The following is a 14,237-nucleotide window of genomic DNA, read 5'->3' on the forward strand; positions in this document are numbered from 1 at the left end:
TCTCACCTCCAATCGCTATCCCTTATATATTTCTTCAACATCTCGGAAATTTGCTTTTTAAAAGGTGGTAAATCCTCTTTTATTGTTTTCCATAAAATATCTTCGTCTATGCCAAAATATTCATGTATCGCCTTATTCCTTATCCCGGCAATCTCTTTCCATGGAATTTGAGGGTATTCTCCTCTTAACTCCTTTGGGAAATTTTTGACCGCTTCACCAATAATAGATAGATTCCTAACAACAGCGTCTATCGTTTTCGCATCTTTGGCAAAAGTACCAAAATTTAATCCTTTTGTATAATCCTCAATCTTTTGAATGGAGTCTTTAACATCTTCTATGTAAAGTTTAGCGCCTCTTTTAGACATATACAGTTTCTTTTAAAACATCCGCTTTAATAACTTTTTTTAAAGCTTTTTTGGAAACTAAATCAACTTTTTGGTTCAAGGTTTTTGCTAAAAAATTTTCCAATCCGATGAAATCAAAAAGACCAATAGGAGACACAAACTCCACTAACACATCTACATCGCTTCCCTTTTTTTGTTCACCCCTAACTACGGAACCGAAAATTCCGAGCCTTTTTACATTATATTTTTGTTTTAAAAAAGGAAGCGTACCCCCTATTTTTTTTCTTATCTCTTCTTTATTCATAAGTAAAGTATACCAAATTTAAAGGGAAAAAGAAAAAAAGGCATTCCAAATAGGGATAGACCCAATTTGGGTCTATCCCTAAATTAAAATCCCTAAATTAATCCCTAAATTAACTAGCGCAACCTCGCATACCGTGTTAGGCGATGTACATTTTACGATTAATCAGCTACTTTTTCTTTTTGCTAATGGTTATGTAACTTACTAACGCTACAATAACTCCGAGCAGTAGCCCAACCATTATATCTTCAATACCAAGACTTTGTCCCTTAATCACTCTCCAGCCAATAAAACCAATCGCAACAAGTGGACCAACAATAAATGCTTGTTTTTTTGCCTGTTTTTCTGTATCTTCATTCATTTTTAATCACCACCTTTCTGAAATGTATTTCGCCTAACTCGTTTTTATACAAAGTGTTTCTGCAATTTTTCCATCTATATGTTTTTTATTTTATGAAAAATTAAAGGTTATTGCAATAAGAGCCTTTTTGGAGCGCGGATTAAAATAGGGATAGACCCAATTTGGGTCTATCCCTAATTGAGGATATGGCAGACGAGGGAAAACATTTCGCTTTTAACATCGCCAACATTTGATTTTGTTTTTACATCCGTCTCGTACACTCGTTTTAAGATATTTATAAGCTCCTCTTCCGAAAAGTTTTTGCTTATTTTGCCTATCTTTAGCAAAACATACGGGTGAAGATTTTTGGTAAAAGCGCAGTTTAGTTTAACTCCTAAAATATTTCTAAAATTGGAAGCTAAAATTGTTAAAACAAGTCCCGCGTCGGAATCTTTTACCAAAATTTTGTTAAGGATAACCAAGGCTTTGGGGTTTTTTATATTCAACATATCTACAAGTTCAAAGTTAAGGGTAGAATTTTTTTTATTAAAGGGTTTAACGGTAAAATTTTTATTAGTGCCCGCGTATCTTAAAAGAATATTCGTTTTATTTAAGTTTTCACCTATCCACAAGACCACATTTGAGGAAGTATGCAAATTGTCCAAAAAGGCAAGGTGTTTTGTTTCACATACACTAGGGTATTTTTCAAACTCTATTATTGTAAGCACGCTTTCGGAAAAAAGGGAAGTTGTTGGTACAAGAGTTCCCAGCTCTTTAAAATTAAAGTCTTTTTCTGCGTAAATAAGTTTAGTTTGGGAATTTTTAAACTTGGATTTTATAAATCCAATAAAGTTTCTGCTCTGCGTTAAATCACTGCCATATATAAGATAAACCATTTAGTCTGGGAACAAGAATTTTTGGATAAAACTGTGAATTTGCGAAAAGTCTCCCGTTTTAGGTATTAAAACCGACCGCCCACCGTATAGGGAGCTGTTTTGCGGTGTAAATAAAAGCCCGCCCGAACTTTCATCGTCTTTATTATCTATAACCACCATCTCAATATCTTCTAGATTAAGACCTGTAGAAAGATTGTAAAAGTCATCCACCTCTGAAAGCTCAATATCTGTGGAAACATATTTTTTGTAAATGGTGTAAAGCTCCTTTATTTTGGCGGGGTTGGTGAGGATACCCGTTGAAAGAAGCTTGTTCTTTACCGCAATGATGACATTTTGTTGTCTTCTTGCTCTGGCAAAATCGCCCCCTTCTCCGTTGTACCCGTGTCGAGACCTCGCGTATTTAAGCGCGGTCGCGCCGTCAAAAACTTGCTCGCCTTTCTCAAAATAGACGTGCTCGTAGCGACAAGTATAAGTACCCGCACTATTTCTTTCCTCTTCCGATAACTCGTCTAAATTTAAGCCACAAGTATCTAACTCCTTCCCTTCTATAGGGTAGTTGGGGTCGTCAAGGGCATTTTCTACATTTACGGTTACTCCTCCCAGAGCGTCCACAAATTCTCTAAATCCGTCAAAACCCACAACTATATGGTAATGTACGGGAATTCCGGACACTTCTTCTACCACCTTTTCCACTGTTTCCACTCCGCCATAATAATAGACCTCGTTAATCTTTGAAAACTGACCAGCGCTTATTTTTACCCAAAGGTCTCTTGGTATAGACACAATTTTCACATCGCGCGTTGCTCCCTTTCCAATGGAAACAAGCATTATGGTATCAGTTAAAATTCCGGTTTGCAGGTATTGTGGCGCCCTCTTATCCAGTCCTAAAATTAACACATTAACTCTGCCGTCCGCGCTTTTGATGGATGTTCCCCCACTAATTTGGGATAAGATAGAGAGGGGTTTAAACATTTTTCCAAAAGAGATTCCAATACCCGCAAGTAGCAATATCGTTGTAATTAAAACAACAAAAATTGTCTTGCGTTTGCGCGCGACCTTCTTATTTTTTTTAATTGCGCCCAAATCTACATAACGCATTTTTTGATAATGTTAATAAAAGACTCTGCCTTACGGCTTTCCGCGCCTACTAAAAATCCGCCTAGATTTTTAATTTTTAAAAAACTCTCTACATTTTCCTCCGAAGTACTGCCCCCGTAAAGGACTTTTGCGTTTGGGGTCATATTTATAATCTCGCTTATAATATTTTCAATATGTTCGGGACTGTCGGGATTCCCGCTTCCTATTGCTGACAACGGTTCAAAGGCTACCAAGATATTGCCCAAGTTTTTTAATAAAGACACTTGGCTTATTTCGCTTATACAGATAATTGGAATGATATTATTATCAAGGCAGATTTCCGCTTTTTTAACGATCGTTTCATCGGTTTCAGAAGAGTAAAGTCTTCTTTCGGAGTGTCCAATTATGGCGTAACTTACATAATCTTTTAATTGTATTGCAGAAACCTCTCCGGTGTGTTCGCCCGCCAAAAATTTTGAAATATTTTGCGCGCCGACTTCCGCCCCTTTCAAATTTTCTTTTAGGTAGGGGATATAAATAAAGCTTGGACATATTATAGGGGTTACATCCTTAAACGAAAAACTTTCCGTAAATTCGTTGAAGGATTTTGTCCATTTTTCAACTTCCGCAATTGTTAAATTTAATTTCCAGTTGGCTATAATAATCATTTTTTACGAAACTTTTAAAGCTTTTTTTAAATCCCCAACCAAAGCTGGCAATTTTTCCAAATCGTCGTGATTATATTTAAAACCCAAAACGGTTAAGCACGAGAACACCAACGGAATTTCTTTATATAGTCCTTCCGCGAACTGGCAAGAGATTAAGCAGTGGGGAAGAACGGCCCCGTTTACGGTTTCCCCCTTGCTTGAAAAATCGCACCCTGCCGGGCAACCCCAACAAGAAGGGTCTTTTGAGTATTTTACAGATAGTTCAGCCTTTCTATCAAGAATATTATTGTAAATCTCATAATAAGCTTTAGTGTTGGGTATTTTTACTTCCCCTTCTCCGGATATTAGAATAGTTTTGAAGTTTTTTATGTTTAAACTTTCTCCAAACCCAAAATAACCGTCAATCAAAGTTTTGCCCGAGAATTTAATAGAACTAGACAATTTTACATTACCCGTAATGTTTATGAAATCCACTTTCCCTTCAGATACGCATACGGTTAAAGGTATTTTAGGTTTATTAAAGAGTAAAATGGAATCTATACCCGAAAGGCGCATTTTCGAGGCAAAACTGCCTCCCCCATAAAGCTCTTTCACCTCTTCTTTATCGGTTTTATAAATTAAAGATAATTTTGAGGTGTAAGGAAACAAACCGCTTATAGGTCCCCGCGACAAAATTACGGGGTTTTTTTCTACATTATCCAACAAAAGTTTTAGCCCAATTCCGCTACCGCCCAAAAATTCGTTTAGATTTTTGTGGGTTTTTAGTTCAAAAGTTTGGTTTAATAAATCTATGTAAAGTACGCTTTTTGAATTTCCGCTCATTTTTCTCCTATCTCAAAACAACTTTGCGGACATATTTTTACGATTTCGGTATAATCAGTTTTTTTACCGTAATCAATTGAAATAATGTATTTTTTGGGTTTGCCATAAATTCTTATAAAAGATTTTCCGAGATTAACGGTGTTATCTGTAAGTAAAGAGGCTTTAATAACACATAGCCCGCAACCGATACACCTTTTTTCGTTAGGGGAAAGTAGAATTTTGGGCATACCTTATTTAAAACTTTTAAGGGCGAGTTCCACCAAACGAAGCGAATAAGCCCACTCGTTGTCGTACCAAGCAAACACTTTAACCATATTTCTGTCTATTACTTTTGTAAGGGATAAATCCACAATGCTGGAATAAGGGGTTCCTAATATGTCGCTTGAGACTAGAGGCTCTTTGGTTGTTTTTAAGATTCCTTTAAAAAGCGGTTCGTTTTCGGCTTTTTCAAAAGCGTTGTTTATTTCATTAACGGTAGTGTTCTTTTTAATAATTGCGGTAATATCCGAAATGGACCCGCACAAAGTGGGAATTCTTAAAGCCATTCCATCAAATTTGTTAGTTAAGCTCTCTATTACTTTTGTGGTGGCTATAGCAGCGCCTGTTGTGGTAGGTATTATATTGAAAGCGCCCGCTCTGCCTCTTCGTAAATCTTTGTTGGGTCCATCCACAAGGTTTTGTGTTGAAGTATAGGAATGAACGGTAGTCATAGACGCTTTTTCAATGCCAAAAACATTCTCCAACACTTGTATTACAGGGGAGATGCAGTTTGTGGTGCAGGAAGCGTTTGATAATATTTGCGCAAAGTTTCCTTTTTGAGTTTTTTCCGTTCCCAAAATCTGTGTTTCTCCGCCAAAACCTTTTCCGGGAGCGGAGATTATAACGCTTTTCGCCCCAGCTGTTATATGCGCTTTGGCTTTTTCATATTCTGTGAAATGTCCTGTGCATTCCAGCGCCACATCCACCTCAAGGTTTTTCCAGGGAAGTTTTAAGGGGTCTTTCTCGGCGTAAACGGGATATTTTTTTCCATCCACAATCAAATTTTTTTCATCATATTCAACATCTTTATTTAATCTTCCATAAACGGAATCGTATTTAAGAAGGTAGGCGAGAGTTTTTGTATTGGTTAAATCGTTAATTGCCACAACTTCCACATCCTCGCAGTTTAGGTTTAAAGAAGGGGTAAGAGCGGAGTTTAAATTATTGGTTGCCGCTTTAAACGAGGCTCTGCCTATTCTGCCAAACCCGTTAATGGCGATTTTTATTTTAGACATATTAAATATAAGAATTAAGCCAATCTCCCAAAGACTTTTTTGGGATAGCCCCTAATTTTCGGTCAAGTTCTTTGCCGTCTTTTTCCAAAACAAAAGTAGGGATACTCATTATTGAATATTTTTGGGCGGTTTCCATATCGGTATCCACATTTATTTTGGAAAAAGAAATTTTATCCCCGAGAGTTTTTTCCAGCTCCTCAATAATTGGGGTCATTACTTTACAAGGTCCGCACCAATCGGCGTAGAAATCAATTAGTTTAAGCATATTAATATAGTAACATAGTGCCGTGTTCCCTGACAACAGTTTTGGTATAATGATTTTTATGCGGAAGATAGTAGCGGGAATCTTTATTTTTTTAGCGATATTTGGTGGCGGGATTCTATTTTCCAGGTATCAGAAGCTATACACAAAAATTGAAGGGGTTAACGCTAAAACTCCTGAACAGATGTACCAAGATTCTTTTGTGGACGAAAAATACAAAAACCCTCTTCAAATCTCCTTTGATGAGAAAAACTTTACGCCTGCGAATGATTTTGATATTTCCGCAAGATATTCTTTTGCGATAGATTTATCCAATAACAAGATACTCTTTTCAAAAGATATAAGAAACCGCGTTCCGGTTGCAAGTCTAGTTAAAGTTATGACGGCAATTGTGGCTTTGGAACACGCCTCTGAAAATTATGAAATACCTGTTAGCGAAAAAGCGGTGAGTATGGAACCTAATTTAATGGGAATATCCGAGGGAGAAGTTTATAAATTAAAGAGTTTATTGTATGGTCTTATTTTAAGTTCGGGAAACGATGCCGCTATAGCGATTGCGGAGGGGGTAGCTGGAAATAAAGATAATTTTGTGGTCTGGATGAATTTAAAAGCCACAGAATTAGGGCTTAAAGACACAAAGTTTGTTGACCCGGATGGTCTAAATCTTAAAGATGAGGAGTATTACAGTACTGCTTATGACCTTGCGGTTTTGTCAAAATACGCTTTGGACACCTTTCCGCTTTTACGGGAGATTTTTGCCTCGTTTAATTACGAATTGCCGGAAACGGAGAAGCATAAGTATATTTATATGGAAAATCTTACCAATTTAATATCCACTTATCCCGGGGTTAAAGGTATAAAGATTGGATATACTATTGAGGCGGGGAATACTTTGATAACTTATGCCGAAAATGGGAGCGCTAAAATTTTGGGAGTAATTCTTGATTCAGAAAATCAGAGGTACGACGCAATTCTCCTTTTGGATTATTGTTTTGGTAAGGAGGGGGTTGTGGTAACCCACAATCTTTTGTAATGTGGTATCTTATCTATAGGGGGCGGTACCCCAATGAATTTTTCCTTGATTGCTTGTGTTTAGATGAGGTTTTGATATACTAGGTGTATATGGAAAAAACTACTAAAACCCCAGTGTTCTTTATAGCAACAAAACAGAAAACTGCTCCTGCGGTTGTTAATTTTTATACTAAAAAGGGGGAGAAAGTTCTTTTTCGCGAGGTAGAAAAAGTTAAAACAGACGAGGGCGTTTTATTTTATGTTAGAGATAAAAGTATTGCCAAAAGAAAGTAATGTCAAAGAAAGGGAGGGTCTCTGCCATAGATTTTCATTTTGGAATTGGAGCTATTGTCCCATCCACGCAAGAAGCATACCACAAAGAGTTTAAAACCAATAAATTTCTAGAGGCAAGGATGTTGACGCGTTAAAGATATCCGGTATTGAAAGGTCTGTAACTCTATTTTAGGAATTAAAGAGCAAAGGAGTTTTATAAGGAGTGTACCCTGCTTGTGGGCAGGCTGAATGGATATGTCAAAACTTCCCGTTGATTTTTATAAAAACCCAACTTTAACAGTTGCAAAAGAGCTTTTGGGTAAAGTCCTTGTGGTAAAGAAGGACGACCACACTCTCTCCGGAAAAATTGTTGAAACGGAAGCTTACATTGGTAGCGAGGACAAAGCTTGTCATGCAAGTTGGCGTAAAAGGACTTCTTGCGAGAACCTTTGGAAAGCGGGTGGAATTGTTTATGTGTATTTAACCTACGGTATGCATTTTATGCTTAATGTTGTAACTGAAATGGATAACTTTCCTTCCGCAGTTTTAATCAGGGCTGTAGAACCTCTTGAAGGAATGGATATTATGGTGCAAAATAGACATACGGAAAATATCCTAAACTTAACTTCAGGTCCCGCCAAATTAACAAAAGCGTTTGGCATAAATAGGAGGTTTGACGGGACAAGTTTGTTGGGAGGCAATTTTTATATTGAGGACAGGAACCTGCTTGTTCCCAAAATGGAAAGGTCAAGGAGAGTGGGAGTGGATTATGCGGAGGAACCGTGGAAAAGTATTGAATGGCGATTTTATCAAAGCGACAGCCCGTTTGTGTCCAAACGCAAATAAAAATGGTTAATCAGATATTAGAAAAAAGCAAACAGCTTTTGTTTAAAAAAGAAGAAAATATTTTAAGCGCGGGGTTTTTAATCGGAACGGCGCTTCTTGCCTCCGCTATATTAGGCCTTTTCCGCGACCGCTTGTTTTCCCATTATTTCGGCGCCGAACCTCTTTTTTCGCGGCTAGGGTTGTACTTTGCCGCCGATAGAATCCCTTCCTTTATCTTTAACATTATTGTTGTTGGTACTCTAACCACAGCGTTTATTCCCATTTTTAGCAAACAGCTAAAAAAAGGTAAAAGTTATGCGTGGGAGCTTGCTTCTAACACCCTAAACACGGTTTTGGTCTCGTTTGCCTTTTTAGCGGTTATAATTTTTGTCTTTTCAAAGCCTATCTCGCGAGTAGTTTCTATAGGTTCCCTCCCAACAAGCGACCTTAATTTTATGTCCACTCTTTTGAGAGTTATGATTTTGTCCCAGCTTATTCTTGTTATAAGTAGTTTCTTTTCAAGCATAATCCAATCCTTTAAACGATTTTTGGTTCCAGCCATAGCCCCTGTTCTTTATAATTTGGGTATTATTCTTTTTGTTATTTTGTTTGCGGAAAAATGGGGGGTTTTGGCGCCTGCGTGGGGAATGGTGTTTGGAGCCTGTATGCACCTTGTTATTCAGTTTTATTTCTCAAAAGGATTGGGTTTTAAATATATCCGTATAATAAATCTTAAAGACCCCAAACTTCGCGAAGTGCTAATTTTGATGCTTCCGCGAGTGGCAAGTCTGGCGGCAAATCAAGTTTCTCTTCTTATTGATACCAGCCTTTCCATTTTTATAGGGGCATCGTCTCTAGTGGTTTTTAATTTTGCTCAACACCTGCAAACCGTGCCGGTTAACTTTTTTGGCGGAGCGTTGTCTCAGGCGGCATTTCCCATATTGTCCGCCGAGTCGGAAAATAGAAAAAATTTTACTGACATAGTAAAAAGCTCCACGACCCAAATAGTTTTTTTCGTTCTGCCCATAAGCATTTTGTTTATTATTTTGCGTATTCCGCTTGTTAGGTTGGTCTTTGGAGCGTCAAAATTTTCGTGGGGTGCCACTATTTCAACTTCGTACACCCTGGCTTTTTTTGCGGTCTCTATGGTTTTTCAGTCTTTGGTTTATTTATTAAATAGGGCTTTCTACGCTTTGTGCAACACTAGAACTCCCGTTGTTATAAGTTTAATCTCCATTTTTATAAATATTATTCTGGCGGTGTATTTTGTTTTGGTTAAAGGTTTTGGTATTTGGAGTTTAAGTTTGGCGTTTTCCGTTAGCAGTTTTGTAAACGCCATTTTGTTATTTGTGTTTTTGGCAAAAGTCTTGCCGGAGTTTTTGGACCTCGCCTTTTTATATTATTTGTCCAAAATAGCGTGGGGTTCCTTGGTTACGGCGGTTTTCTTATATGTTCCGATGAAGCTTTTGGACAAAATGGTGTTTGATACCACAAGAACTCTAAATCTTGTTTTGCTGACTTGGTTTGTTTTTGGCGCAGGTTTGTTTTCTTATATACTTGTTTCAAAAATACTTAACATAAAAGAAAGGACGCTTGTTTTGAATGTTTTAAAGAAACTTTTTTCTTACCGAAAAACGCCTTCAAAATTAATTTCGGGGTCAATTGGCGACAACATTTCTTGATTTACCCCAATATCCGTAGGTCTTTGATAGGTTATTAAAGTATCCACCACAACCCACAAAATTATGGTTATAAAGGTAACTATAGCTATGGATAATATATTCTTATCTTTTGGCATCATTTGTGTAAAACACTTTCGCCGAAATTTTTGCGGTGACCACTGTTTGGGCGGTCTGCAAAATTACTGAATTTATTCTAATATACCTTGGTTCCTGTTCTAGATTTTGCAAAAAACTGTAAATGTTGTCAAGTGTTCCTCGCGCGTCTAACGATATTTTAACAGTCTCTAAAAGCCCCTCCCTTTCGGAGACGCTAAATTCTGTTTTTAGAATAGTTATTTTATTCTTCGCCGCAAGAAACGATAAGCCTTTTAATAAATCGCTTTGGTTAAACTCTGCCGGCAGGGCGGTATTTAGTTTGTGTATTTCTATATCGTACCTCGCAAGGTTTTGTTTTGCTTTTTCTAAGTTGGTAATTTTTGTCGTTAGTTGTTGATTAACCTCGGTCGCGGTATCTAGGTTTTTTCTGTAAGAAGCTATTACTCTTATGCTTGGTCTTAGCGCGAACACGCTCAAAAACGACACGGCAAAAAGGCTTATGGTTAGAGTTTTGTAGGCTTCCTTTTCCGTTTTATTTAAAAGTTTTATCGTTGCGGCAAGTCTTGATTTCATATCTTTTTAATAACCAATTCTATATCAAAGGTAAATTCGTTGTTTTCCTCGCTAAACTGCGCTCCAAGGAGTGTGATATTAACAACCTGTTTTTCTTTTGAAATGTTTTCAATTAGTTGGCTAAAAAGATACAGATTTTGGGAATGGGCGGTAAATCTAATGGAGGTGTTTTCAAGAATTAGGGTAGTTATTTTTATGTCTTTGGGAACAACTTTTTTAATTAACTCAATGTGATTTTTCGCTATAAAGGAATCTGCGCGCGCCGATTTAAGCGCTAGAATTTTTTGTTGAGTATCTTTAAGGTCTTTTTCTGTTTGAGTTTGGGATTTTAGTATTGCTGTTTTTTCTTCAATGGTTTCGGAAATGTCTATAAAATTGGTATATAAATAAAGTTTGTAAAAAAGTAGGGTTATAACACTAGCTTGAAACGATATAACAATAGCTCGTCCGTATTTGGTTGTCCAATAAAAAAACTTCGCCTTTCTTGACAGATTTTCAAATCCTATTTTTGGGAGCAGGTTAATATCTTCCATCTTATTTGATTTTATCAGAAAGTTTGAGTATAAGTACACTTATGGATAATATTAGAAATTTTGCAATTATAAGTCATGTTGACCACGGGAAATCCACTTTGGCGGATAGGTTTTTGGAACTTACCAATACCGTGGAATTGCGAAAGATGCGCGCGCAGTTTCTGGACAGTATGGATTTGGAAAGGGAAAAGGGTATAACTATAAAACTAAAGCCGGTTAAGATGAAGTATTTTTTAAATGGCGTGGAATATATTTTTAATTTAATTGATACTCCGGGACATGTGGATTTTTCTTATGAGGTCTCTCGTTCTTTGGCGGCGTGCGAAGGGGCAATTTTGTTGGTGGACGCAACGCAAGGGATACAGGCGCAAACTTTATCCAATTACAACAAGGCGCGCGCTTTAAATCTTAAAATAATTCCCGCGGTCAACAAAATAGATTCGCCCGTAGCGCTTGTTAGCGAAACGAGGGATAGTATAAAAGCTCTTTTTGGGTTTAATGACGAAGAAATATTTAATATATCGGGGAAAACGGGAGAAAATGTGGCAAAACTTTTGGAAGAAGTGGCGCTAAAAATTCCAGCGCCTACAATATGCACAGAAAAACCGTTTAGAGCTCTTATTTTTGATTCTTTTTACGACAGTCATTTGGGTGTTGTGGCGGTTATTAAGGCGGTTGACGGAGAAATTGAGATGGATAAAGCGGACAAAAAAATAAGGTTTATTCATTCCAAAAAGGAATCCTCGTTTAGCAAGTTAGGATATTTTGCTCCTCAAATGAGAGATGTTTCTAAAATAAGTTCGGGAGATGTAGGTTTTATAGCCACGGGTTTAAAGGACATTACTTTGGCGCGGGTGGGGGACACGGTGGCGATACAAAGCGAATGCGAAGTTTCCGAAGTTAGTCCTTTGTACGGGTACCGCTTGCCAAAGCCGGTAGTTTTTTTGAGTCTTTTTCCTGAAGATTCTTCCGATTTGGATAATTTAAGAAAATCTCTTTTTAAACTTAAACTTAATGATGCGGCTTTAAGCTTTAGCGTCGAGAATGCGAGCAGTTTGGGGCTTGGTTTTAGATGCGGGTTTTTGGGTCTTTTGCATGCTGAAATAACCCAAGAAAGGCTTGAGAGGGAATTTAACGCGCGTGTTTTTGCCACCACCCCGAGTGTTTCTTATAAAGTTTTGCTGAATAACGGTTTGGAAATAACCGTAACTTCTGCGGGAGATTTTCCAGACCCGTCTAAAATAAAAAGTGTTTTAGAGCCATACACATCTGTATATGTTTTTGCGCCTTTTTCTTATGTGGGGTCTATTATGGAGCTAGTGGACAAAAAAAGAGGCAAGTTTTTAGATATGAAAAATATAGGCGAGGGTAAACAGATGGGGGTTCAGCTTCTGTGCGAATTGCCTTTGTATGAGTTAATAACCGGTTTTTATGACGACTTAAAATCCATTTCTTCGGGATATGCTTCTATGGATTATGAACTTATTAAAGAAAAACCCGCAAAAGTTTTATGTATGGATATTCTGATTGCGGGGGAAAAAATAAGTCCTCTATCGCGGCTTGTTAGAGAGGAGTCGGCGACAGCAATTGGAAGAGAAATTGTTAAAAAACTTAAAGAAAGCCTTCCCCGCCAACAATTTGTGGTTAGTATTCAAGCGGCAATAGGAGGAAGAATTATAGCCAGAGAGAATTTGTCGGCAATGCGAAAAAATGTTCTTGAGGGAATATACGGGGGGCATAGGGAAAGGAAGGATAAACTTTTGGATAGGCAAAAAAGAGGTAAAAAAAGGCTAAAGCGATTTGGCAAAGTCGTAATTCCTCAAGAGGTTTTTTGGAAGGCGATGAATTAAACTAAGGAGTCTCCTTTGAAAAAGGAGACTCCTTTGTTATAATGTTTCTGTGTTTGAGGAACTTAACGAAAAAGAATTTAATAGCGTCACTTATGGAAAACTAACTTATTCGGAGGTGGTGTTTAATATAATAAATTTGTTATCTTCCGAGAACGAGAAGGGATACAAGGTTATTATAGGAACGGATTCAAACGCTCACATAAACGGAAAAGACAGCACGGAATACATAACGGCGATTTTGGTGCATAAGGTGGGTTGCGGAGGAATTTATTTTTGGAAAAAGGTTGTGGATAAAAAGGCGTATTCTCTAAAAGAGAGAATTTACAGAGAGGCTTTGCTTTCTTTGGAATTTGCTCACAAGATTATGGACGATTTTAACCGTTTAAACGCCCTAAACTGGCCTTTGGAAATTCATATTGATGTAGGTACTGTGGGCGAGACAAGAGAGATAATAAATGAGGTGACTGGTATGGTAAGAGGTTCGGGTTTTGAGGTAAAAACCAAGCCTTTGTCTTTCGGCGCGAGCAAAGTTGCCGATAGACATACATAAATAAATGTCAAAACTCAAATCTCAAATCTCAAAACCCGAATTCCAAATTCCAAATTCCAAACAATACAGTTGGTAAAAGTAGCGGCGAGATCCCATCTCGCCAATTAATAAGGGTTTCGTGGAATATGCGGGTTTAGTTTGATATAATGAAAACAATTCGTATGATAACGAGTTATACGCAATTCAAAAAAAGGAGGGGGATAATATTGTGTTTTCTTCACTTCGTTACGAAAACGGAGTTTAATTGGAAAAAAGCGAAAAGTTTTATATACTAATAATAGCTTTACTTATTTAAAAGGGGCAATATGGCAAACGAAAGAAAAACCGAAATAATCACAAGGGAACACTTTTCTAAATTTTTGGATTCTATTTACATTGAAGAACAACGCTCGGATAATCCAAAAATTGATAAGTTGTTAAAAACTGCCTCAAAAAAAGGCGGTGGGAAAGGTTATCCTGAATTTATCATTAGCTACAAATCTAATCCTGATTTATTGATTGTTATAGAGTGTAAAGCAGATGTAACAAAGCACGAAAGCAAAGATCGTGATAAATACTCAGAGTTTACCGTTAATGGTTCTTTACTTTATGCCTCCTATTTATCTAAAGGTTTTGATGTTTTAGCTATTGCGGTTAGTGGAGAGACAAAACAATCATTAAAAGTTTCTCATTTTTTACATTTGAGAGATGAAAAAAAGGCAACTCCAATTTTTGGGGATAAATTTTTATCCGTTGATGATTATTTAAACGGATATTTAAAAAGTCCTGAAAAAATTAGACAAGACTATAATTCCCTTTTGGATTTTACAAAACAACTTAATGAAAAACTGCATACCTATAAAATCCTTGAAAGCCAAAGA

General features: G+C 37.1%; 20 protein-coding genes. 7 read left to right on the forward strand and 13 right to left on the reverse strand.

What is annotated here, in order from left to right; all coding sequences use genetic code 11:
- Window positions 1-2: 2 nt before the first annotated feature.
- From KJ678_02185 to trxA, 10 genes are all read right to left on the reverse strand, one after another.
- Window positions 3-365 carry a DUF86 domain-containing protein gene (locus KJ678_02185; GenBank protein MBU1016949.1) on the reverse strand — a complete coding sequence of 121 codons (363 nt, stop codon included), beginning with the start codon at window positions 363-365 and terminating at the stop codon, window positions 3-5.
- Window positions 358-648, reverse strand: coding sequence for a nucleotidyltransferase family protein (locus tag KJ678_02190; protein ID MBU1016950.1), 291 nt, complete (start codon window positions 646-648; stop codon window positions 358-360). Before KJ678_02190 ends, KJ678_02185 begins: the two co-directional genes overlap by 8 nt.
- A gap of 166 nt (window positions 649-814) precedes the next feature.
- Complete coding sequence (locus KJ678_02195; protein MBU1016951.1) at window positions 815-1,006, reverse strand: hypothetical protein; 192 nt, start codon at window positions 1,004-1,006, stop codon at window positions 815-817.
- A 173-nt stretch (window positions 1,007-1,179) separates the two neighbouring features.
- Window positions 1,180-1,881: a hypothetical protein gene (locus KJ678_02200; GenBank protein MBU1016952.1), complete on the reverse strand. Its 702-nt coding sequence runs from the start codon at window positions 1,879-1,881 to the stop codon at window positions 1,180-1,182.
- Window positions 1,882-2,979: an LCP family protein gene (locus tag KJ678_02205; protein MBU1016953.1), complete on the reverse strand. Its 1,098-nt coding sequence runs from the start codon at window positions 2,977-2,979 to the stop codon at window positions 1,882-1,884.
- On the reverse strand, window positions 2,967-3,626 hold the full coding sequence (locus tag KJ678_02210; GenBank protein ID MBU1016954.1) for a triose-phosphate isomerase: 660 nt from the start codon (window positions 3,624-3,626) through the stop codon (window positions 2,967-2,969). The genes KJ678_02205 and KJ678_02210 overlap by 13 nt, the downstream gene beginning before the upstream one ends.
- A 3-nt stretch (window positions 3,627-3,629) precedes the next feature.
- On the reverse strand, window positions 3,630-4,448 hold the full coding sequence (locus tag KJ678_02215; GenBank protein MBU1016955.1) for a hypothetical protein: 819 nt from the start codon (window positions 4,446-4,448) through the stop codon (window positions 3,630-3,632).
- Complete coding sequence (locus KJ678_02220) at window positions 4,445-4,675, reverse strand: hypothetical protein (protein MBU1016956.1); 231 nt, start codon at window positions 4,673-4,675, stop codon at window positions 4,445-4,447. Before KJ678_02220 ends, KJ678_02215 begins: the two co-directional genes overlap by 4 nt.
- Window positions 4,676-4,678: 3 nt before the next feature.
- Window positions 4,679-5,722, reverse strand: coding sequence for a type I glyceraldehyde-3-phosphate dehydrogenase (gene gap / locus KJ678_02225; protein MBU1016957.1), 1,044 nt, complete (start codon window positions 5,720-5,722; stop codon window positions 4,679-4,681).
- 1 nt (window position 5,723) lies between these two features.
- Window positions 5,724-5,987 carry a thioredoxin gene (trxA, locus tag KJ678_02230; protein MBU1016958.1) on the reverse strand — a complete coding sequence of 88 codons (264 nt, stop codon included), beginning with the start codon at window positions 5,985-5,987 and terminating at the stop codon, window positions 5,724-5,726.
- 58 nt (window positions 5,988-6,045) lie between these two features.
- Here trxA and KJ678_02235 point away from each other — a divergent pair, with 58 nt between their 5' ends.
- The 4 genes from KJ678_02235 (at window position 6,046) to murJ (ending at window position 9,775) form a co-directional block, all read left to right on the forward strand.
- On the forward strand, window positions 6,046-7,017 hold the full coding sequence (locus KJ678_02235; GenBank protein MBU1016959.1) for a hypothetical protein: 972 nt from the start codon (window positions 6,046-6,048) through the stop codon (window positions 7,015-7,017).
- 89 nt (window positions 7,018-7,106) lie between these two features.
- Window positions 7,107-7,289, forward strand: a complete 183-nt coding sequence (locus KJ678_02240) for a hypothetical protein (protein ID MBU1016960.1) — start codon at window positions 7,107-7,109, stop codon at window positions 7,287-7,289.
- A gap of 234 nt (window positions 7,290-7,523) precedes the next feature.
- Window positions 7,524-8,114, forward strand: a complete 591-nt coding sequence (locus tag KJ678_02245; protein MBU1016961.1) for a DNA-3-methyladenine glycosylase — start codon at window positions 7,524-7,526, stop codon at window positions 8,112-8,114.
- Window positions 8,115-8,116: 2 nt separating this feature from the next.
- The gene (murJ, locus tag KJ678_02250) at window positions 8,117-9,775 is read left to right on the forward strand and encodes a murein biosynthesis integral membrane protein MurJ (protein MBU1016962.1); all 1,659 of its coding nucleotides are present in this window, start codon (window positions 8,117-8,119) and stop codon (window positions 9,773-9,775) included.
- Here murJ and KJ678_02255 read toward each other — a convergent pair.
- From KJ678_02255 to KJ678_02265, 3 genes are read right to left on the reverse strand one after another with little or no spacing between them, the layout of a single operon-like run.
- Entirely contained in the window at window positions 9,718-9,894 is a 177-nt protein-coding gene (locus KJ678_02255) for a hypothetical protein (protein MBU1016963.1), read from the reverse strand. The two genes, murJ and KJ678_02255, sit on opposite strands and share 58 nt — an antisense overlap.
- Window positions 9,878-10,444: a type 4a pilus biogenesis protein PilO gene (pilO, locus tag KJ678_02260; protein ID MBU1016964.1), complete on the reverse strand. Its 567-nt coding sequence runs from the start codon at window positions 10,442-10,444 to the stop codon at window positions 9,878-9,880. The genes KJ678_02255 and pilO overlap by 17 nt, the downstream gene beginning before the upstream one ends.
- A complete protein-coding gene (locus tag KJ678_02265) occupies window positions 10,441-10,977 on the reverse strand; it encodes a hypothetical protein (GenBank protein ID MBU1016965.1) in 537 nt (178 codons plus the stop codon). The genes pilO and KJ678_02265 overlap by 4 nt, the downstream gene beginning before the upstream one ends.
- Window positions 10,978-11,018: 41 nt before the next feature.
- Between KJ678_02265 and lepA the strand changes: the two genes are divergently transcribed.
- From lepA to KJ678_02280, 3 genes are all read left to right on the forward strand, one after another.
- Window positions 11,019-12,827: a translation elongation factor 4 gene (gene lepA, locus KJ678_02270; protein ID MBU1016966.1), complete on the forward strand. Its 1,809-nt coding sequence runs from the start codon at window positions 11,019-11,021 to the stop codon at window positions 12,825-12,827.
- 49 nt (window positions 12,828-12,876) lie between these two features.
- Window positions 12,877-13,377 carry a ribonuclease H-like YkuK family protein gene (locus KJ678_02275; protein MBU1016967.1) on the forward strand — a complete coding sequence of 167 codons (501 nt, stop codon included), beginning with the start codon at window positions 12,877-12,879 and terminating at the stop codon, window positions 13,375-13,377.
- A gap of 305 nt (window positions 13,378-13,682) precedes the next feature.
- On the forward strand, window positions 13,683-14,237 hold a 555-nt coding region (locus KJ678_02280; protein MBU1016968.1), incomplete at its 3' end, for a methyltransferase.

The sequence above is a fragment of the Patescibacteria group bacterium genome, assembly GCA_018817085.1.
GTDB lineage: Bacteria > Patescibacteriota > WWE3 > CG2-30-40-12 > CG2-30-40-12 > CG2-30-40-12.

Excerpts from the sequence above, each read along its gene's own strand:
- KJ678_02245 (MBU1016961.1), top strand. The coding sequence starts at position 7,524 with ATGTCAAAACTTCCCGTTGATTTTTATAAAAACCCAACTTTAACAGTT.
- KJ678_02190 (MBU1016950.1), bottom strand. The coding sequence starts at position 648 with ATGAATAAAGAAGAGATAAGAAAAAAAATAGGGGGTACGCTTCCTTTT.
- trxA (MBU1016958.1), bottom strand. The coding sequence starts at position 5,987 with ATGCTTAAACTAATTGATTTCTACGCCGATTGGTGCGGACCTTGTAAA.
- KJ678_02220 (MBU1016956.1), bottom strand. The coding sequence starts at position 4,675 with ATGCCCAAAATTCTACTTTCCCCTAACGAAAAAAGGTGTATCGGTTGC.
- KJ678_02210 (MBU1016954.1), bottom strand. The coding sequence starts at position 3,626 with ATGATTATTATAGCCAACTGGAAATTAAATTTAACAATTGCGGAAGTT.
- KJ678_02235 (MBU1016959.1), top strand. The coding sequence starts at position 6,046 with ATGCGGAAGATAGTAGCGGGAATCTTTATTTTTTTAGCGATATTTGGT.
- lepA (MBU1016966.1), top strand. The coding sequence starts at position 11,019 with ATGGATAATATTAGAAATTTTGCAATTATAAGTCATGTTGACCACGGG.
- KJ678_02215 (MBU1016955.1), bottom strand. The coding sequence starts at position 4,448 with ATGAGCGGAAATTCAAAAAGCGTACTTTACATAGATTTATTAAACCAA.
- KJ678_02240 (MBU1016960.1), top strand. The coding sequence starts at position 7,107 with ATGGAAAAAACTACTAAAACCCCAGTGTTCTTTATAGCAACAAAACAG.
- KJ678_02185 (MBU1016949.1), bottom strand. The coding sequence starts at position 365 with ATGTCTAAAAGAGGCGCTAAACTTTACATAGAAGATGTTAAAGACTCC.
- KJ678_02265 (MBU1016965.1), bottom strand. The coding sequence starts at position 10,977 with ATGGAAGATATTAACCTGCTCCCAAAAATAGGATTTGAAAATCTGTCA.
- KJ678_02205 (MBU1016953.1), bottom strand. The coding sequence starts at position 2,979 with ATGCGTTATGTAGATTTGGGCGCAATTAAAAAAAATAAGAAGGTCGCG.
- KJ678_02195 (MBU1016951.1), bottom strand. The coding sequence starts at position 1,006 with ATGAATGAAGATACAGAAAAACAGGCAAAAAAACAAGCATTTATTGTT.
- gap (MBU1016957.1), bottom strand. The coding sequence starts at position 5,722 with ATGTCTAAAATAAAAATCGCCATTAACGGGTTTGGCAGAATAGGCAGA.
- KJ678_02255 (MBU1016963.1), bottom strand. The coding sequence starts at position 9,894 with ATGATGCCAAAAGATAAGAATATATTATCCATAGCTATAGTTACCTTT.
- KJ678_02200 (MBU1016952.1), bottom strand. The coding sequence starts at position 1,881 with ATGGTTTATCTTATATATGGCAGTGATTTAACGCAGAGCAGAAACTTT.
- pilO (MBU1016964.1), bottom strand. The coding sequence starts at position 10,444 with ATGAAATCAAGACTTGCCGCAACGATAAAACTTTTAAATAAAACGGAA.
- murJ (MBU1016962.1), top strand. The coding sequence starts at position 8,117 with ATGGTTAATCAGATATTAGAAAAAAGCAAACAGCTTTTGTTTAAAAAA.